The organism is Bacteroides mucinivorans (genome assembly GCF_034654355.2).
GTDB lineage: Bacteria > Bacteroidota > Bacteroidia > Bacteroidales > Bacteroidaceae > Bacteroides > Bacteroides nordii.
Window position 1 is genome coordinate 1,207,729 of sequence record NZ_CP178179.1, and the last position, 18,442, is coordinate 1,226,170.

General features: G+C 43.3%; 15 protein-coding genes, 2 tRNA genes and 3 rRNA genes. 19 read left to right on the forward strand and 1 reads right to left on the reverse strand.

All coding sequences use genetic code 11. From position 1 onward, the window contains the following. Nucleotides 1-221: 221 nt before the first annotated feature. The 5 genes from VCM39_RS04165 to rrf all read left to right on the forward strand — a co-directional run bounded on the left by VCM39_RS04165 (nucleotide 222) and on the right by rrf (nucleotide 5,382). Nucleotides 222-1,745: ribosomal RNA gene (locus tag VCM39_RS04165) — 16S ribosomal RNA — on the forward strand. Nucleotides 1,746-1,898: 153 nt separating this feature from the next. Beyond that, nucleotides 1,899-1,972, forward strand: a tRNA-Ile gene (locus tag VCM39_RS04170). Between the two features lie 91 nt (nucleotides 1,973-2,063). Further along, nucleotides 2,064-2,137: transfer RNA gene (locus VCM39_RS04175), tRNA-Ala, on the forward strand. Between the two features lie 169 nt (nucleotides 2,138-2,306). Further along, nucleotides 2,307-5,192: ribosomal RNA gene (locus VCM39_RS04180) — 23S ribosomal RNA — on the forward strand. Nucleotides 5,193-5,271: 79 nt separating this feature from the next. Further along, a 5S ribosomal RNA gene (rrf, locus tag VCM39_RS04185) occupies nucleotides 5,272-5,382 on the forward strand. Together the 16S, 23S and 5S rRNA genes with 2 tRNA genes alongside form the textbook arrangement of a ribosomal RNA operon. A 234-nt stretch (nucleotides 5,383-5,616) precedes the next feature. On the opposite strand, the gene VCM39_RS04190 is transcribed toward rrf, so the two are convergent. Further along, a complete protein-coding gene (locus tag VCM39_RS04190; RefSeq protein ID WP_221651240.1) occupies nucleotides 5,617-6,489 on the reverse strand; it encodes an NAD kinase in 873 nt (290 codons plus the stop codon). Between the two features lie 103 nt (nucleotides 6,490-6,592). Between VCM39_RS04190 and VCM39_RS04195 the strand changes: the two genes are divergently transcribed. From VCM39_RS04195 to folE, 14 genes are all read left to right on the forward strand, one after another. Further along, nucleotides 6,593-7,306, forward strand: a complete 714-nt coding sequence (locus VCM39_RS04195) for a pyridoxine 5'-phosphate synthase (RefSeq protein ID WP_221651282.1) — start codon at nucleotides 6,593-6,595, stop codon at nucleotides 7,304-7,306. Next, the gene (locus tag VCM39_RS04200) at nucleotides 7,306-8,028 is read left to right on the forward strand and encodes a MotA/TolQ/ExbB proton channel family protein (protein ID WP_221651241.1); all 723 of its coding nucleotides are present in this window, start codon (nucleotides 7,306-7,308) and stop codon (nucleotides 8,026-8,028) included. The genes VCM39_RS04195 and VCM39_RS04200 overlap by 1 nt, the downstream gene beginning before the upstream one ends. 8 nt (nucleotides 8,029-8,036) lie before the next feature. After that, nucleotides 8,037-8,456 (forward strand): ExbD/TolR family protein, encoded by a 420-nt coding sequence (locus VCM39_RS04205; RefSeq protein ID WP_289293795.1) that lies wholly within the window; start codon nucleotides 8,037-8,039, stop codon nucleotides 8,454-8,456. Beyond that, the gene (locus tag VCM39_RS04210; protein WP_221651283.1) at nucleotides 8,456-9,295 is read left to right on the forward strand and encodes a TonB family protein; all 840 of its coding nucleotides are present in this window, start codon (nucleotides 8,456-8,458) and stop codon (nucleotides 9,293-9,295) included. Before VCM39_RS04205 ends, VCM39_RS04210 begins: the two co-directional genes overlap by 1 nt. A 68-nt stretch (nucleotides 9,296-9,363) precedes the next feature. After that, nucleotides 9,364-9,915, forward strand: a complete 552-nt coding sequence (locus tag VCM39_RS04215) for a DJ-1 family glyoxalase III (protein WP_221651243.1) — start codon at nucleotides 9,364-9,366, stop codon at nucleotides 9,913-9,915. Between the two features lie 4 nt (nucleotides 9,916-9,919). Then, on the forward strand, nucleotides 9,920-10,582 hold the full coding sequence (locus tag VCM39_RS04220) for a 2-C-methyl-D-erythritol 4-phosphate cytidylyltransferase (protein WP_322933178.1): 663 nt from the start codon (nucleotides 9,920-9,922) through the stop codon (nucleotides 10,580-10,582). Further along, a complete protein-coding gene (gene recG, locus VCM39_RS04225; RefSeq protein ID WP_221651245.1) occupies nucleotides 10,575-12,671 on the forward strand; it encodes an ATP-dependent DNA helicase RecG in 2,097 nt (698 codons plus the stop codon). Before VCM39_RS04220 ends, recG begins: the two co-directional genes overlap by 8 nt. A 220-nt stretch (nucleotides 12,672-12,891) precedes the next feature. After that, the gene (ndk, locus tag VCM39_RS04230; protein ID WP_221651246.1) at nucleotides 12,892-13,356 is read left to right on the forward strand and encodes a nucleoside-diphosphate kinase; all 465 of its coding nucleotides are present in this window, start codon (nucleotides 12,892-12,894) and stop codon (nucleotides 13,354-13,356) included. Between the two features lie 18 nt (nucleotides 13,357-13,374). Then, nucleotides 13,375-14,256 carry a M23 family metallopeptidase gene (locus tag VCM39_RS04235; protein WP_221651247.1) on the forward strand — a complete coding sequence of 294 codons (882 nt, stop codon included), beginning with the start codon at nucleotides 13,375-13,377 and terminating at the stop codon, nucleotides 14,254-14,256. Between the two features lie 109 nt (nucleotides 14,257-14,365). Next, complete coding sequence (locus VCM39_RS04240) at nucleotides 14,366-14,908, forward strand: DUF1599 domain-containing protein (protein WP_007486889.1); 543 nt, start codon at nucleotides 14,366-14,368, stop codon at nucleotides 14,906-14,908. Further along, entirely contained in the window at nucleotides 14,898-16,346 is a 1,449-nt protein-coding gene (locus VCM39_RS04245; RefSeq protein ID WP_322933177.1) for a BT_3928 family protein, read from the forward strand. The genes VCM39_RS04240 and VCM39_RS04245 overlap by 11 nt, the downstream gene beginning before the upstream one ends. A gap of 65 nt (nucleotides 16,347-16,411) precedes the next feature. Continuing rightward, complete coding sequence (gene tpiA, locus VCM39_RS04250) at nucleotides 16,412-17,167, forward strand: triose-phosphate isomerase (protein ID WP_221651249.1); 756 nt, start codon at nucleotides 16,412-16,414, stop codon at nucleotides 17,165-17,167. A 219-nt stretch (nucleotides 17,168-17,386) separates the two neighbouring features. Beyond that, on the forward strand, nucleotides 17,387-17,833 hold the full coding sequence (locus tag VCM39_RS04255) for an SPOR domain-containing protein (RefSeq protein WP_221651250.1): 447 nt from the start codon (nucleotides 17,387-17,389) through the stop codon (nucleotides 17,831-17,833). Nucleotides 17,834-17,840: 7 nt separating this feature from the next. Beyond that, nucleotides 17,841-18,422 carry a GTP cyclohydrolase I FolE gene (gene folE, locus VCM39_RS04260; protein WP_002562578.1) on the forward strand — a complete coding sequence of 194 codons (582 nt, stop codon included), beginning with the start codon at nucleotides 17,841-17,843 and terminating at the stop codon, nucleotides 18,420-18,422. Nucleotides 18,423-18,442 lie beyond the last annotated feature (20 nt).

Sequence of the window (18,442 nt, forward strand, 5' to 3'; positions counted from 1 at the left end):
AAAAGAAGCGTTCTTTGAAAAATTGATAAACAATACAAGTAGTACAAGTCCAAAACATTAAAATGTTTTGATAAATTAGAACCGTCAATACTTATATATAGGTATTTGAAATAAGGTCAATAAATAACGGTATCCTGAACAGAGCAACGACTTTACTATTGCCTTTTGGCTATTTCAATCGTAAATTGTCAATTGTCTGATAGTAAATCAAAATAACTTTTACAATGAAGAGTTTGATCCTGGCTCAGGATGAACGCTAGCTACAGGCTTAACACATGCAAGTCGAGGGGCATCAGGATGTAGCAATACATTGCTGGCGACCGGCGCACGGGTGAGTAACACGTATCCAACCTGCCTTTTACTCGGGGATAGGCTTTCGAAAGAAAGATTAATACCCGATGGCATAATATTTCCGCATGGGATTATTATTAAAGAATTTCGGTAAAAGATGGGGATGCGTTCCATTAGGCAGTTGGCGGGGTAACGGCCCACCAAACCTTCGATGGATAGGGGTTCTGAGAGGAAGGTCCCCCACATTGGAACTGAGACACGGTCCAAACTCCTACGGGAGGCAGCAGTGAGGAATATTGGTCAATGGGCGAGAGCCTGAACCAGCCAAGTAGCGTGAAGGATGACTGCCCTATGGGTTGTAAACTTCTTTTATATGGGAATAAAGTGAGCCACGTGTGGCTTTTTGTATGTACCTTATGAATAAGGATCGGCTAACTCCGTGCCAGCAGCCGCGGTAATACGGAGGATCCGAGCGTTATCCGGATTTATTGGGTTTAAAGGGAGCGTAGGTGGACATGTAAGTCAGTTGTGAAAGTTTGCGGCTCAACCGTAAAATTGCAGTTGATACTGTGTGTCTTGAGTACAGTAGAGGTGGGCGGAATTCGTGGTGTAGCGGTGAAATGCTTAGATATCACGAAGAACTCCGATTGCGAAGGCAGCTCACTGGACTGTTAACTGACACTGAGGCTCGAAAGTGTGGGTATCAAACAGGATTAGATACCCTGGTAGTCCACACAGTAAACGATGAATACTCGCTGTTTGCGATATACAGCAAGCGGCCAAGCGAAAGCATTAAGTATTCCACCTGGGGAGTACGCCGGCAACGGTGAAACTCAAAGGAATTGACGGGGGCCCGCACAAGCGGAGGAACATGTGGTTTAATTCGATGATACGCGAGGAACCTTACCCGGGCTTAAATTGCATTTGAATAATTTGGAAACAGATTAGCCGCAAGGCAAATGTGAAGGTGCTGCATGGTTGTCGTCAGCTCGTGCCGTGAGGTGTCGGCTTAAGTGCCATAACGAGCGCAACCCTTATCTTTAGTTACTAACAGGTCATGCTGAGGACTCTAGAGAGACTGCCGTCGTAAGATGTGAGGAAGGTGGGGATGACGTCAAATCAGCACGGCCCTTACGTCCGGGGCTACACACGTGTTACAATGGGGGGTACAGAAGGCAGCTACACGGCGACGTGATGCTAATCCCAAAAGCCTCTCTCAGTTCGGATCGAAGTCTGCAACCCGACTTCGTGAAGCTGGATTCGCTAGTAATCGCGCATCAGCCACGGCGCGGTGAATACGTTCCCGGGCCTTGTACACACCGCCCGTCAAGCCATGGGAGCCGGGGGTACCTGAAGTACGTAACCGCAAGGAGCGTCCTAGGGTAAAACTGGTGACTGGGGCTAAGTCGTAACAAGGTAGCCGTACCGGAAGGTGCGGCTGGAACACCTCCTTTCTGGAGTGATGCCGTAATCATGACTTTATGGTTCTAATAGTACTACTGGTACTTGTTTATTTATAGAATATAGATCAACCATCTATAGAAGTATAGATAGAGATAAACAAGAGAAAACAGAAGCCGGGTCTAATAATAGGCTCAGTTTGAACTAGTCCTATAGCTCAGTTGGTTAGAGCGCTACACTGATAATGTAGAGGTCGGCAGTTCAACTCTGCCTGGGACTACTTCTCGAATTGAAAATGGAAAGTTGAAAGTTGAAAATGATAAATCGTCTTGATTTAGTTCTTCTCGCTTCTTTCTTCTCAATTCTTCGAAGGGGGATTAGCTCAGCTGGCTAGAGCATCTGCCTTGCACGCAGAGGGTCAACGGTTCGAATCCGTTATTCTCCACTCCGATCTTGATTAGTGGTTTGTAATTTCAATTGTAAATTGTAAATCGTCCAATCGTAAATGATCACACGATCTTTGACATGTTGTACATAAAAAAAGTAAATTTAGTAAAGAGCTAAAAGTATATATCGAACCGTACGCTGTTGTTTTGACAGTATAAGGCAAGAGAAAGAAAGTAAGAAAGGGCGCATGGCGGATGCCTTGGCTCTCGGAGGCGATGAAGGACGTGATAAGCTGCGATAAGCTACGGGTAGGTGCAAATGACCTTTGATCCGTGGATTTCCGAATGGGACAACCCAATTGGTTGAAGACCGATTATACTGCACTGCAGTAGGCTAACGCAGGGAACTGAAACATCTTAGTACCTGCAGGAAAAGAAAATAAAAAATGATTCCCCTAGTAGTGGCGAGCGAACGGGGAATAGCCCAAACCAATTATGTTACGGCATAATTGGGGTTGTAGGACCACGTTGTGGGACGAAAGTTGGTGAGTGGAATGATCTGGAAAGTTCAGTCATAGACGGTGATAACCCGGTACACGAAGCCATCTGAACCCTAGTGGTATCCTGAGTAGCGCGGAGCACGAGGAATTCTGCGTGAATCTGCCGGGACCATCCGGTAAGGCTAAATACTCCCGAGAGACCGATAGCGAACCAGTACTGTGAAGGAAAGGTGAAAAGCACTTCGAATAGAAGAGTGAAATAGTCCCTGAAACCGTGCGCCTACAAGCGGTCGGAGCAGCTTTAGCTGTGACGGCGTGCCTTTTGCATAATGAACCTACGAGTTACTTTTTCCGGCAAGGTTAAGCGTCTCAAGACGTGCAGCCGAAGCGAAAGCGAGTCTGAATAGGGCGCCATAGTCGGAAGGAGTAGACGCGAAACCAAGTGATCTACCCTTGGGCAGGTTGAAGGTTAGGTAACACTAACTGGAGGACCGAACCGATAAGCGTTGAAAAGCTTCCGGATGACCTGAGGGTGGGGGTGAAAGGCTAATCAAACTTGGAGATAGCTCGTACTCCCCGAAATGCATTTAGGTGCAGCCTTGTGAGTTACTAATGTGAGGTAGAGCGACTGATAAGATGCGAGGGCTTCACCGCCTATCAAGTCTTGATAAACTCCGAATGCGCATTAGTTCTATCACAGGAGTGAGGGCATGGGTGCTAAGGTCCATGTCCGAGAGGAGAAGAATCCAGACCATCAGCTAAGGTCCCCAAATAAACACTAAGTTGAACTAACGAAGTCAGATTGCTAAGACAGCTAGGATGTTGGCTTGGAAGCAGCCATTCATTTAAAGAGTGCGTAACAGCTCACTAGTCGAGGAGTTTGGCGTGGATAATAATCGGGCATTAAGTGTTTTACCGAAGCTATGGGATCAGTAATGATCGGTAGGGGAGCATTCCACTCTGCGTTGAAGGTGTACCGTCAGGTATGCTGGAGCGTGTGGAAAAGCAAATGTAGGTATAAGTAACGATAAAGGGGGTGAGAAACCCCCTCGCCGAAAGACTAAGGTTTCCTGATCAACGCTAATCGGATCAGGGTTAGTCGGGTCCTAAGGCTCAGCCGAACGGTGATGCCGATGGCAGAACAGGTTAATATTCCTGTACTACCTTTAAGAGTGACGTGGAGACGGAGGCGTGACAGCGCCGCGAACTGACGGAATAGTTCGTTGAAGGGTGTAGATGTTGATTGTGGCAGGCAAATCCACCGCAAGAGTCGAACCTGATAGTATGGAGCGTTCTTCTGAACAATCCAATAGTGCGTGTAAACATACTCCCAAGAAAATCCGCTAAACTTAATCTTAAAGGTACCCGTACCGTAAACGGACACACGTAGTCGGGTTGAATATACTAAGGCGCTTGAGTGAATCACGGTTAAGGAACTAGGCAAATTGACCCTGTAACTTCGGGATAAAGGGTCCCCGTCAGTGATGGCGGGGCGCAGAGAATAGGTCCAGGCAACTGTTTAACAAAAACACAGGGCTGTGCAAAATTGAAAGATCACGTATACAGCCTGACACCTGCCCGGTGCTGGAAGGTTAAGAGGAGATGTCATCGCAAGAGAAGCATTGAATTGAAGCCCCAGTAAACGGCGGCCGTAACTATAACGGTCCTAAGGTAGCGAAATTCCTTGTCGGGTAAGTTCCGACCTGCACGAATGGTGTAATGATCTGGACACTGTCTCAACCGTGAGCTCAGTGAAATTGTAGTATCGGTGAAGATGCCGATTACCCGCGATGGGACGAAAAGACCCCGTGAACCTTTACTATAGCTTAACATTGAATTTGGGTAATTGATGTGTAGGATAGGCCGGAGACTTTGAAGCAGGCACGCCAGTGTTTGTGGAGTCGCTGTTGAAATACGGCCCTTTGATTATTTGAGTTCTAACTCGCTAATGCGAGGACACTGTTTGGTGGGTAGTTTGACTGGGGTGGTCGCCTCCAAAAGTGTAACGGAGGCTTCTAAAGGTGCCCTCACGCCGATTGGTAACCGGCGGCAGAGTGTAATGGCATAAGGGCGCTTGACTGGGAGACTTACAAGTCGATCAGGTAGGAAACTAGAGCATAGTGATCCGGTGTTTCCGTATGGAAGGGACATCGCTCAAAGGATAAAAGGTACTCCGGGGATAACAGGCTGATCCCTCCCAAGAGCTCATATCGACGGAGGGGTTTGGCACCTCGATGTCGGCTCGTCACATCCTGGGGCTGGAGAAGGTCCCAAGGGTTGGGCTGTTCGCCCATTAAAGTGGCACGCGAGCTGGGTTCAGAACGTCGTGAGACAGTTCGGTCTCTATCTATCGTGGGCGTATGAAATTTGCGTGGCTCTGACACTAGTACGAGAGGACCGTGTTGGACTGACCGCTGGTTTACCAGTTGTGCCGCCAGGTGCATTGCTGGGTATCTAAGTCGGGATTGGATAAGTGCTGAAAGCATCTAAGTACGAAGCCAGCCACAAGATTAGATTTCTTAGGGTCGTCAAAGACGATGACGTTGATAGGAGGCAGGTGTAAAGGTAGTAATATCATAGCCGAGCCTTACTAATTGCCCGTTGTCTTTTTTTTTCTTGCCTGTCTGTATGGTTTATATATACGTTTAGTTCGTTTAGTACTGAATTACTTTTTGTACACATGTCTACCTTCTTTAGGTGACTATAGCATCAGGGTTCCACCTCTTCCCATTCCGAACAGAGAAGTTAAGCCTGATCACGCCGATGGTACTGCGTAACAGTGGGAGAGTAGGTAGTCGCCGTTTTTTGAATCCCCTTGTATCTTACGACCGATTGAGTGGTTGTGGTGGATGCAGGGGGATTTTTTTTTGTTTTACCAGAGAGTTTTAATCTTTATTGGAACGCGTATTAGCGCAGATTTTCGCAAAAATACGAATGTAAATCGCTGTGTGTCATCTGTGTCCCCTGTGAAACTCTGTGCCACTCTGTGGGGAGCCAAAGTAAACACCGCCTGGAGAAAACTACCCGTGCGGGAAGCACTATATTCTGTTATCGGCTCCCCACATCAGTTTAGATCGTAAGGTGTCGAAAAAGATATGGTCGTAGCGTTTTACTACTTTGATAGCGTAAGGAGCTTTTCGGATTGTTAGTCGTGTTGTTTCTTTACATGTTTCGCTTCGTCCGTCTATGGCTACGAGGAAATTGTGGCTACGACTTTCCACATCAAGGGTTAACTCCCAATCATCACAAATAACAATTGGACGTACGTTAAGACTGTGTGGAGCTACAGGAGTAATGGCTATTGTTTTGGAATGCGGTACAATGATAGGCCCCCCTACGCTGAGTGAGTAGGCCGTAGAACCTGTAGGTGTTGAAATTATTAATCCATCTGCCTGATACGTAGTGAGGAAAGCTCCGTTTATCGCTGTTCGTATGCTGATCATTGATGAGCTATCGCGTTTTAATATTGCAATTTCATTAAGTGCAAATGGAGAACATTGTAGGTGTTTATCATCGCATATCAGTTGAAGTACACTACGTTCTTCTACGCTATACTGCCCTGTGTATATTTCATTAAAGGTTTTTTCTATTTCTGCCGGAGATATATCAGCAAGAAATCCCAAACGTCCGGTATTGATTCCCAAAATCGGAATATTCTTGTCACCAACTCTGCTGGCTGCTTTCAGAAAAGTTCCGTCACCACCAATGCTGATAACCATATCGGCTGAAAAGTTATTGCCATCAAACAATCCGGCAGGATGGATGTTTAATTTCATATCCGATACCAGAAAATGATAGAATTCTCTACACAGGAATATTTCAGCTCCGTGTTCTTCCAGAATACGGAACAATGTTTCTGCGTGTGATGATTTTTTAGCCTGATACGTATTTCCGAAGATAGCAAATTTCATATGTAACATCATTAGTTAGGATGCAAATTTGGCATTTTTTTTCGGGATTGCTGTTATGGTGTTACTAATATTTGTATTTTTGCAGCAAACAATCCATGTAATGATGACTAGATTAAGTGTGAATATAAATAAGGTGGCTACCCTGAGGAATGCTCGTGGTGGAGATGTACCTAATGTGGTAAAGGTAGCACTGGACTGTGAGGCTTTTGGAGCGGACGGAATAACTGTTCATCCCCGACCTGATGAACGACATATCCGTATGGCTGATGTATATGATTTACGTCCGCTATTACGAACAGAGTTTAATATTGAAGGTTATCCTTCTCCTGAGTTCATTGATCTTGTGTTGAAGGTAAAGCCTCATCAGGTAACTTTGGTTCCTGACTCTCCTTCTCAGATTACTTCCAATTCCGGTTGGGATACAAAGGTTAACTTTGATTTTCTGGCAGAGGTGCTTGATGCGTTTAATACTGCCGGGATTCGTACTTCTGTATTTGTATCCGCTGATGCGGAGATGATTGAATATGCAGCCAAGGCTGGTGCTGATAGGGTAGAACTCTATACAGAACCTTATGCTACTGCTTTTTCTAAAGATCCGGAGGCTGCTGTTGCTCCTTTTGTTGAAGCTGCTAAGGTGGCACGTAAACTGGGAATTGGGCTAAATGCCGGACATGATCTTAGTTTGGTGAATTTGAATTTCTTTTATAAAAACATTCCCTGGCTGGACGAAGTTTCTATTGGACATGCATTGATAAGTGATGCGCTCTATCTGGGACTCGAACGTACTATCCAGGAATATAAAAATTGTCTTCGCTAATGAATGCACTTCTGTTATTGGCCCAAGGGGCTGCAAGTATGGCTGATTCTCTGGCAACAGCCAATCCGGTACTTACTCCTGTAGATGCTCCGGCAGAGATGAATATGCTTGATATGGCTGTGAAAGGTGGCTGGATTATGATTGTACTGGCTGTACTTTCAGTAGGATGTTTCTATATCCTGTTTGAACGTATGTATGCTATTCGAAAAGCGAACAAGGAAGATCCGATGTTTATGGATAAAATAAAAGATTATATTCATAGCGGAGAAATTAAGTCAGCCATAAATTATTGCCGTACTGTAAATACTCCTTCTGCCCGTATGATTGAGAAAGGTATAAGTCGTCTGGGTCGGCCGGTAAATGATGTACAGGCAGCTATAGAGAATGTAGGAAATATCGAAGTGGCTAAACTGGAAAAAGGATTACCTGTAATGGCTACAATTGCAGGTGGTGCTCCGATGTTGGGTTTTTTGGGTACGGTAACCGGTATGGTACGTGCTTTCTATAATATGGCTAATGCGGGTAGCGGGAATATTGATATAACATTGCTCTCTGGAGGAATTTATGAAGCAATGATAACTACAGTGGGTGGTTTGATTGTTGGTATTATTGCTATGTTTGCTTACAATTACCTTGTGATGCTGGTAGATCGTGTGGTAAACAAGATGGAATCAAAGACTATGGCTTTCATGGACTTACTCAATGAACCTGCTCAGAAATAATTATTAATATGGCATTAAAACGAAGAGCTAAAATATCTCCTAACTTTAGTATGGCATCCATGACAGATGTTATATTTTTGTTGTTGATCTTTTTTATGATTACTTCTACTGTAGTATCTCCGAACGCTATTAAAGTGTTGCTCCCGCAAGGAAAACAGCAGACTTCAGCGAAGCCTCTGACACGGGTGATTATCGATAAGGATCTGAATTTTTATGCGGCTTTCGGTAGTGAGAAGGAACATTCTTTAACGTTGGACGAACTGACTCCTTTTCTGCAAAGTTGTGCTGAGAGAGAACCGGAAATGTATGTAGCGCTTTATGCAGACGAAACAGTGCCTTACCGTGAGATTGTGAAAGTACTGAATATAGCGAATGAGAATCATTTTAAAATGGTGCTGGCTACACGCCCGCCCGAAACAAATAAATGATGGACGGAAAGAAAAAGGGTGAATACATAGGAATGTTGGGTGCATTGTTGGTGCATGTAGCTATTATTGCTCTTTTGATTCTGGTGAGTTTCACTCTCCCCAATAATCAGGATGAAGGCGGTGTACCCGTAATGATGGGAGATGTAGATGCTTCGTTAGGGAATTATGATCCTTCCACAATGGTAGATGTAGATATTCTTCCTCCGGAGGACGTACCAGAAGTGGTAGAGCCACAGGAAACTGTGGAGCAGGAGATGATAACGCAAACAGAAGAGGAGACGGTTGTCATAAAGCCTAAAGCTGAGCCTAAAAAGGAAAAGCCTGAAGTGGTGAAGAAGCCTGAGAAGACTGCTGCAGAGAAAGCAGCAGAAGCAAAAAAACTTGCTGAAGAAAAAGCGGAACGGGAACGGAAAGCTGCTGCCGAAGCTGCAGCAAAACGGGTATCGGGAGCTTTTGGTAAAGGTGCTCAGATGGATGGAAGTAAAGGGACAGCCAGCAGCGGTACAGGTGTAGAAGGCAGTAAAGATGGTAATTCGCCGTCCGGAGCTAAAACCGGTACAGGTGGTTATGGTACATTTGATCTTGGTGGACGTTCTATAGGAGAGGGAGGTTTACCTCGTCCTGTGTACAATGTTCAGGAAGAAGGTCGTGTAGTAGTTTCTATTACTGTGAATCCGGCAGGACATGTGATTGCTACCAGTATCAATCGTCAGACGAACACAGTAAACACTGCATTACGCAAAGCGGCGGAAGACGCTGCAAGAAGAGCTCGCTTTAATGCTGTGGAGGGTGTGAATAACCAGACAGGTACTATAACGTATTACTTTAATTTGAGATAAATAATTAACCAATTAACGCGCCAGCCAATTGGTGGATAACTGATTGGTGTTGGCATATTATTTAGAGTATGGGAACTGTATATGCTTTTTTCGCAGACGGGTTTGAAGAGATTGAAGCCTTCACCGCTATTGACACGCTAAGACGTGCCGGATTGAATGTAGAAATTGTATCTGTGACTCCAGATGAGATCGTTGTTGGTGCACATGATATTTCGGTACTTTGCGATGTTAACTTCGTGAACTGTGACTTTTTTGATGCTGATCTGTTATTGTTACCTGGCGGTATGCCCGGTGCGGCTACTCTTGACAAGCATGAGGGGTTGCGCAAACTGATTCTGAACTTTGCAGAGAAGAACAAACCGATTGCAGCTATTTGTGCAGCACCTATGGTACTTGGTAAACTCGGCCTGTTGAAAGGGCGCAAGGCGACCTGCTATCCTAGCTTTGAGCAATATCTTGACGGAGCTGAATGTGTTAATGAACCGGTTGTAGTAGATGGCAACATTATTACAGGTATGGGACCGGGTGCTGCTATGGACTTTGCATTGGCTATTGTAGAAAAACTCGAAGGTAAAGAGAAAGTAGAAGAGTTGGTAGAGGCAATGTGTGTAAGACGCTGATGCTATGACTCATACTGTCTTGATTGTTGCCGGTGGTAAGGGATTACGTATGGGGAGTGATCTTCCCAAACAATTTCTTCCTATTGGCGGAAAACCTGTGTTAATGCATACCATTGAAGCTTTTCACCGTTTTGACGGAACGATGAAAATCATTCTTGTATTGCCCAAAGAGCAGCAAACTTACTGGCAGGAACTCTGTGCAAAACATTCATTTGTTATTGAACATATTGTTGCTGACGGAGGTGAGACCCGTTTTCATTCTGTGAAGAATGGTCTGGGCTGTGTCAACTCCGGATTGGTGGGAGTACATGATGGAGTACGTCCGTTCGTTTCTCCGGAAGTTATAAAACGTTGCTATGAACTGGCTGCCATAAAAAAAGCAGTAATACCAGTAATTGATGTGGTAGAGACAGTGCGTCATATAACAGAAACAGGTAGTGAGACGGTAAACCGTAATGATTATAAATTAGTTCAGACTCCGCAGGTATTTGATGCAGAACTTTTGAAACAAGCTTATGCACAGGAGTATACTCCTTTTTTTACCGATGATGCTTCCGTTGTGGAGGCAATGGGAGTTCCTGTTTGTCTGGCAGAAGGGAATCGGGAAAATATAAAAATTACCACTCCCTTTGATTTGAAAATAAGTAGTGCTTTGGTGAATGTTTGATTTAGCTACACGTGACATAAAATATATATCCGGCGTAGGGCCACAGAAGGCGGGTGTACTCAACAAAGAGTTGGAGATATATTCCGTGCACGATCTTATTTACTATTTTCCTTATAAATATGTTGACCGTAGTCGTATCTATTATATTCATGAGATAGATGGAAATATGCCCTATATTCAATTGAAAGGGCAGATACTGGGCTTTGAAACCTTTGGTGAAGGGCGTCAGCGCAGATTAGTGGCGCATTTCTCTGATGGAACAGGGGTAGTAGATCTGGTGTGGTTTCAAGGAATCAAATTTATTATAGGTAAATATAAAGTTCACGAAGAATATATTGTATTTGGCAAGCCGACAGTTTTTGGCGGGCGCATCAATGTAGCGCATCCCGATATGGATAAGCCATCCGAATTAAAGCTTACTGCTACCGGATTGCAGCCTTATTATAATACAACGGAGAAGATGAAGCGTAGCTTCCTCAATTCTCATGCAATAGCCAAGATGATGGCGGTTGTGCTTCAGCAAATACAGGAGCCGCTTCCTGAAACTTTATCTCCTAAAATACTTACTGATCATCATTTGATGCCGTTGACAGAGGCTTTGCGTAATATTCATTTTCCTGTCAATCCGGAACTTCTGCGTAAGGCACAGTATCGTTTGAAGTTTGAAGAGCTTTTTTATGTACAACTCAATATTCTACGTTATGCCAAAGATCGCCAGCGGAGATACCGGGGATATGTTTTTGAAGTTGTCGGCGAAGTATTCAATACGTTTTATTCCCGTAACCTTCCTTTTGAACTTACCGGCGCACAGAAACGTGTGTTGAAAGAAATTCGTCAGGATGTTGGGTCCGGGCGGCAAATGAATCGTCTGCTACAGGGTGATGTGGGAAGTGGAAAGACACTGGTGGCGTTGATGAGTATGTTGATGGCGCTTGATAATGGTTATCAGGCATGTATGATGGCTCCTACGGAAATACTTGCCAATCAGCATTATGAGACGATAAAGGAGCTCCTTTTTGGTATGGATATTCGTGTGGAGTTACTGACTGGCTCGGTGAAAGGTAAAAAGCGGGAGGCTATTCTTTCCGGTTTGCTCACAGGAGACGTTAATATACTAATCGGTACTCACGCCGTTATTGAGGATACTGTCAATTTCTCATCTCTTGGTTTTGTGGTTATCGATGAGCAACATCGTTTCGGTGTAGCACAACGTGCCCGTTTGTGGAGTAAAAATGTACAGCCTCCTCATGTACTTGTGATGACGGCTACCCCGATTCCCCGTACGTTGGCAATGACCTTGTATGGAGATCTTGATGTTTCCATTATTGATGAACTGCCTCCTGGCAGGAAGCCTATTTCTACTGTTCATCAGTTTGATAACAGACGGGAAAGCCTTTATCGGTCTGTTCATAAACAGATTGCCGAAGGACGTCAGATTTATATTGTTTATCCACTTATAAAAGAGAGTGAAAAGATTGATTTGAAGAATCTGGAAGAAGGTTATCTGCAGATTTGTGAAGAGTTTCCTGAATGTAAAGTCTGTAAAGTTCACGGGAAAATGAAACCTGTCGAGAAGGACGGACAGATGCAGCTTTTTGTGTCGGGAGAAGCACAGATAATGGTGGCCACTACTGTTATTGAAGTGGGAGTAAATGTACCCAATGCTTCTGTTATGATTATTGAGAATGCTGAGCGTTTCGGATTATCACAACTCCATCAGCTTCGTGGTCGTGTGGGGCGTGGGGCCGAACAGTCTTATTGTATTCTGGTGACAAATTATAAACTTACTGAAGAAACCCGCAAACGACTTGAAATCATGGTACGTACTAATGACGGTTTTGAAATAGCGGAGGCTGATTTGAAATTGCGTGGTCCGGGAGATTTGGAGGGTACCCAGCAAAGTGGTATTGCTTTTGATTTGAAGATAGCCGATATTGCCCGGGATGGTCAGCTGCTACAGTATGTCCGTAATGTTGCACAAGAAATTGTTGATACTGATCCGGAAGCTCGTAATCCGGAAAATGAGGTATTGTGGCAACAGCTTAAAGCACTTCGTAAGACGAACGTTAACTGGGCTTCTATAAGTTGAAAAAACGGTTAAACATACAGCTTATTTGCAAAATATGCTGCAAAACATATTTCTTATTATATCTCCTATTTATAGGACTTTAGAACCTATTTTCCTTACTATTTGCTTTTCTGACTATGAAAAAAAGTTAAGGAAGCACCTTGTTTTTCGTCGGGAAATACTATCTTTGGAAGAATTTTATAATAAATGTGCCATTTAACACTTTGAAGGAAGTCATCTTATGATTGAAAAAACGTTAGTTATCTTGAAACCATGTACCGTTCAGCGGGCGTTAATCGGTGAAATACTTCATCGTTTTGAACGTAAAGGTTTACGTTTGGCTGGTATGAAGATGATGAAGTTGACAGACGAAGTATTAAGTGAACATTATGCCCACCTGAGTGCAAAGCCTTTCTTTCAGCGTGTGAAAGATTCTATGATGACAGCTCCTGTTGTCGTTTGTTGCTTCGAGGGGGTGGACGCAATTCAAACTGTCCGTACGTTGGCTGGTCCTACTAACGGGCGTCTGGCAGCACCGGGAACTATTCGTGGAGATTACAGTATGAGCTTTCAAGAAAATATAGTTCATGCTTCTGATTCACCTGAGACCGCGGCAGCCGAATTAACCAGATTCTTTAAACCAGAAGAGATATTCGATTACAAACAGGTGACGTTTGACTATCTGTATGCAAATGACGAATATTAATTGAATTGACGAAAACGAATGAATTTCAATTGTATTAAAACCGTAATGATTGCCGCAGTGGCTATGGTCAGCCTGAACTCTTTTTCTCAGGACTTGATCGCCCGACAGGCCCCAATTGACAAGAAATTAAAAACAGTAGATTCTTTGGCATTGCAAAAGCAGATTCGTGCCGAACAAGCTGAATATCCCGCATTAAGTCTTTATCCGAACTGGAGTAATCAGTATGTACATGCTTACGGAAAGGATGTTATCATTCCCGAAACTTACACCATTGACCTGACTGGTTTCCATATGCCTACTCCAAGTACACGTATTACTTCACCTTTCGGTCCTCGTTGGAGAAGAATGCATAATGGACTTGACCTTAAAGTGAATATTGGTGATACAATCGTAGCTGCTTTTGACGGAAAAGTACGTATTGTTAAATACGAACGTCGTGGATATGGTAAATATGTAGTTATTCGTCATGATAATGGGTTAGAGACTGTGTATGGACATTTGTCCAAGCAATTGGTTGAAGAGAATCAATTGGTAAAAGCCGGCGAGGTGATTGGGCTGGGTGGTAATACCGGACGTTCTACCGGTTCACATCTTCATTTTGAAACCCGTTTCCTGGGTATTGCTATTAATCCGATTTATATGTTTGACTTCCCGAAACAGGATATCGTAGCAGATACATATACATTCAGAAGGTCTAAAGGTGGTGCAAGTAGCAAAACTGGTGCTCATGATGCTCAGCTGGCAAGTGACGGAGCCATCAGATATCATAAGGTAAAGAGTGGAGATACTTTGTCTCGTATTGCAAAATTGCGTGGCGTTTCTATTAGTACACTTTGTAAGTTAAATCGTATTACTACTAAGACGATTCTGCGTCCAGGACAAGTTTTACGCTGTTCATAAGAGAAATAGATTTATTTATAGTGCAAGTAGCCGGACAATGTATGATTGCCCGGCTATTTTTTTCTTTTTTCTTCGATTATTGTTACCTTTGCGCTCTATTTGTAAGGAAATGAAAGATACCAAGCAACAATTTGAGCATGTCACCGCTTTGTGCCGTGACCTATTTTCCAAGAAGCTGCACGATTACGGTCCTGCGTGGCGCATTCTACGTCCGGCTTCTGTTACTGACCAGATTTTCATTAAGGCCAACCGGATTCGTAGTATTGAAACAAAAGGCGTGTCGTTAATTGACGAAGGCATTCGTTCAGAGTTCATTGCGATTGTCAATTATGGTATTATCGGATTGATACAGTTAGAACTTGGTTATGCCGATTCTGCTGATATCAGTAATGAGGAAGCAATGGTTCTTTATGATAAATATGCAAAGGAAGCTTTGGAACTAATGCTTGCTAAAAATCATGATTACGATGAAGCGTGGCGAAGTATGCGTGTCAGCTCCTATACCGATTTGATTCTAATGAAGATTTATCGTACCAAGCAGATTGAGAGTTTGTCAGGTAACACATTGGTGTCTGAGGGGATTGATGCAAACTATATGGATATGATTAATTATTCCGTTTTTGGTTTAATTAAAATAGAATTTGAAGACTAAGAATTTACATATCATTCAAAAGGCGTGGACGAATGCCTGTCGCTTCTTGTTGGCAGCAGCGTTTATATTCTCCGGATTTGTGAAAGCTGTTGATCCGCTGGGATCACAGTATAAGATACAAGACTATCTGGAAGCTTTTGGCATGATATCGTGGTTTCCTTCTTTCTTCCCTTTGTTGGCAGCAGTTATCTTGTCAGCTGTAGAGTTTTCGGTAGGGGTTTGCATGTTTTTTGGTATACGGAAAACAACGACCACAATTCTTGCTTTGCTCATCATGCTGTTCATGACTCCGCTGACTCTTTATCTGGCATTGAAAAATCCGGTTTCGGACTGTGGCTGTTTTGGTGATGCATGGGTATTGACTAACTGGGAAACTTTCAGCAAGAATATTGTGTTGCTGATTGCAGCTTATTCTACATTCCGGTGGAAGAAACAGATTATACGTTTCATTTCGGCAAAGACAGAGTGGCTGGTGTCGCTGTATACTGTATTATTTGTGTTTGCTCTTTCATTTTATTGTCTCGCACATTTGCCTATTCTGGACTTTCGTCCCTATAGGATAGGAAATAATATTCCTGCAGGGATGGAAATACCGGACGGAGCAAAGCCAAATGTTTATGAAACTACTTTTGTTCTGGAAAAGAATGGTGAGAAGAAGGAGTTTGCACTTGAGAATTACCCGGATAGTACCTGGACGTTTGTAGATACACGTACGGTTCTGAAAGAGAAGGGATATGAACCATCTATTCACGATTTCTCATTATTGGAACAGAGTACGGGTGAGGATATCACTGATAAGGTGCTGACTGATATCGGTTATACTTTTTTGTTGGTGGCGCACCGGATAGAAGAGGCGGATGATAGTAATATAGACCTTATTAATGAGATATATGATTATTCGGTTGAAAATGGTTACGGCTTTTATTGCCTGACTTCTTCACCGGAAGAAGAGATAGAACTTTGGCGTGATAAGACCGGTGCAGAGTATCCGTTCTGCCTGGTGGATGATATCACCCTGAAAACAATCATTCGTTCCAATCCGGGGCTGGTACTGATAAAGAATGGTACAATTCTGAATAAGTGGAATGATGCCGATTTACCGGATGAATATGCGTTGACCGATAAGTTGGAAAAACTGGAAGTGGGTAAGCTGAAGAAGGTAAGTGATGTGCATACTATCGGATATGTATTTCTGTGGTTTGCTATACCGTTGCTACTTGTGTTAGGACTGGATATTCTGGTTGTAAAACGTAGAGAAAAGAAAGGAGAAGCGCTGAGAAAAAGAAATGCCGAATTGTTAAAGGTGCTTCCCGCACGGGGAGGTTCGACAGGCGATGATGGTGCTGATCATGCTGAGGAGAATAATTTGATAAATCAGAATCTGGTTGATAAAACTGATGAAACGGGGTATTCAGATAAACCGGGTCACTCTGGCTAACTTCAATCGTCTAATTGTAAATTGTTTAATCGTAAATATATTAACCCTTTTAATAAAAAAACAAAATGAGAAAGAACATTGTTGCAGGAAACTGGAAAATGAACAAAACCCTCCAGGAGGGTATTGCTCTTGCAAAAGAATTGAATGAAGCATTAACAGTTGATAAACCTAATTGTGATGTAGTAATTTGCACTCCGTTTATTCACCTTGCTTCTGTTACTCCTATTGTAGATGCTGCTATTATCGGTGTAGGTGCAGAAAACTGTGCAGACAAGGTTGAAGGTGCTTATACAGGTGAAGTTTCAGCTGCTATGGTTGCTTCTACAGGTGCAAAGTATGTAATCTTAGGTCACTCAGAACGCCGTGCTTACTATGGTGAAACTGTTGAAATCTTGAAAGAGAAAGTGAAATTGGCTTTGGCTAACGGTCTGACTCCGATCTTCTGTATTGGTGAAGTGTTGGAAGAACGTGAGGCGGACAAACAAAATGAAGTAGTTGCTGCTCAGTTGGCTTCTGTATTTGATCTGTCTGCAGAAGATTTTGCTAAGATCGTCCTGGCGTATGAGCCGGTTTGGGCTATCGGTACAGGTAAAACTGCTACTCCTGCTCAGGCACAGGAAATTCATGCATTTATCCGTTCGGTTGTTGCTGAGAAATATGGTAAAGAGATCGCTGATAATACTTCCATTCTGTACGGTGGTAGTTGTAAGCCTTCTAATGCTAAAGAATTATTCTCTAATCCGGATGTTGACGGTGGATTGATCGGTGGTGCTGCTTTGAAAGTTGCTGACTTCAAGGGTATCATTGACGCATTCAAATAAGAATAAAGAGCTATGGGGAGGGGTGTAGAGTTATAAGGTTATAAAGTTATAGAGTGGTGTATGCTTCGGACTTTAAGTTGATAATGACTTATTATGGTTTTCTATAACTTAATAATCTTACCACTCTATACCCCCTTATAATTCCTGTAACTTCTATAGCTTTATAACCCTATAACTCTATGGCTTTATAACTCATAACTTCCTTTATTACTTGCTTTTATGAGAAAACTTGGTTTACTTTTGTTGTTGTTTGCTTTTGCCGGTGCAATGCAAGCCCAGAATATAGTGAAGAGCCTGGAGCGAAATGTTCCCGGACAGGGTAAGGTGACTATCCACCAGGATCCTCGTATTGAGGCATTGCTGGGGATGGAGCATACTGCTACCGGAGAGCAGAAAGTAATTAAAACTTCTGGTTTTCGTGTGCAGACGTATGCCGGTAATAATACCCGTCAGGCAAAGACGGAGGCCCATAATGTGGCAGCGAAGATAAAAGAGTTCTTTCCGGAATTGCCTGTTTATACCCCTTTTAATCCTCCCCGCTGGCTATGCCGTGTCGGAGATTTCCGTAGTATTGAAGAAGCAGACGCCATGATGCGTAAATTGAAAGCAACCGGCGTATTCAAGGAAGTTTCTATTGTTAAAGATCAAATAAATATCCCTTTATAATTTCATTATGTTAGGAAAAGAAGAAATTGTCTCTCCGGCTTTGGAGGATCTGAAAAGTCACTATCGCAGTATTATTACTTTATTGGGTGAAGATGCCGAAAGGGAGGGGCTTTTGAAAACTCCCGAGCGTGTAGCCAAAGCCATGCTCAGTTTAACTAAAGGGTATCATCTGGATCCTCATGAAGTTCTTCGTTCTGCTAAGTTCAAGGAAGAATATAGTCAGATGGTGATAGTGAAAGACATTGATTTCTTTTCTCTCTGCGAGCACCATATGCTTCCGTTTTATGGAAAGGCACATGTGGCTTATATCCCTAATGGCTACATCACGGGGTTGAGTAAGATTGCCCGTGTAGTCGATATCTTCTCTCATCGCCTGCAGGTGCAGGAGCGTATGACATTGCAAATTAAAGAATGTATCCAGGAAACTCTCAACCCATTGGGAGTGATGGTTGTGGTAGAAGCCCAACATATGTGTATGCAAATGCGTGGTGTAGAGAAACAAAATTCAATAACAACTACATCTGATTTTACCGGAGCTTTTAATCAGGCTAAAACCCGGGAAGAATTTATGAATCTGATAAACAGGTAAGCAGTGATTAGCGGGGTAGT

Coding starts and splice junctions, on each gene's coding strand:
- VCM39_RS04190 (WP_221651240.1), bottom strand. CDS start 6,489: ATGAAATTTGCTATCTTCGGAAATACGTATCAGGCTAAAAAATCATCA.
- VCM39_RS04195 (WP_221651282.1), top strand. CDS start 6,593: ATGACTAGATTAAGTGTGAATATAAATAAGGTGGCTACCCTGAGGAAT.
- VCM39_RS04200 (WP_221651241.1), top strand. CDS start 7,306: ATGAATGCACTTCTGTTATTGGCCCAAGGGGCTGCAAGTATGGCTGAT.
- VCM39_RS04205 (WP_289293795.1), top strand. CDS start 8,037: ATGGCATTAAAACGAAGAGCTAAAATATCTCCTAACTTTAGTATGGCA.
- VCM39_RS04210 (WP_221651283.1), top strand. CDS start 8,456: ATGGACGGAAAGAAAAAGGGTGAATACATAGGAATGTTGGGTGCATTG.
- VCM39_RS04215 (WP_221651243.1), top strand. CDS start 9,364: ATGGGAACTGTATATGCTTTTTTCGCAGACGGGTTTGAAGAGATTGAA.
- VCM39_RS04220 (WP_322933178.1), top strand. CDS start 9,920: ATGACTCATACTGTCTTGATTGTTGCCGGTGGTAAGGGATTACGTATG.
- recG (WP_221651245.1), top strand. CDS start 10,575: ATGTTTGATTTAGCTACACGTGACATAAAATATATATCCGGCGTAGGG.
- ndk (WP_221651246.1), top strand. CDS start 12,892: ATGATTGAAAAAACGTTAGTTATCTTGAAACCATGTACCGTTCAGCGG.
- VCM39_RS04235 (WP_221651247.1), top strand. CDS start 13,375: ATGAATTTCAATTGTATTAAAACCGTAATGATTGCCGCAGTGGCTATG.
- VCM39_RS04240 (WP_007486889.1), top strand. CDS start 14,366: ATGAAAGATACCAAGCAACAATTTGAGCATGTCACCGCTTTGTGCCGT.
- tpiA (WP_221651249.1), top strand. CDS start 16,412: ATGAGAAAGAACATTGTTGCAGGAAACTGGAAAATGAACAAAACCCTC.
- VCM39_RS04255 (WP_221651250.1), top strand. CDS start 17,387: ATGAGAAAACTTGGTTTACTTTTGTTGTTGTTTGCTTTTGCCGGTGCA.
- folE (WP_002562578.1), top strand. CDS start 17,841: ATGTTAGGAAAAGAAGAAATTGTCTCTCCGGCTTTGGAGGATCTGAAA.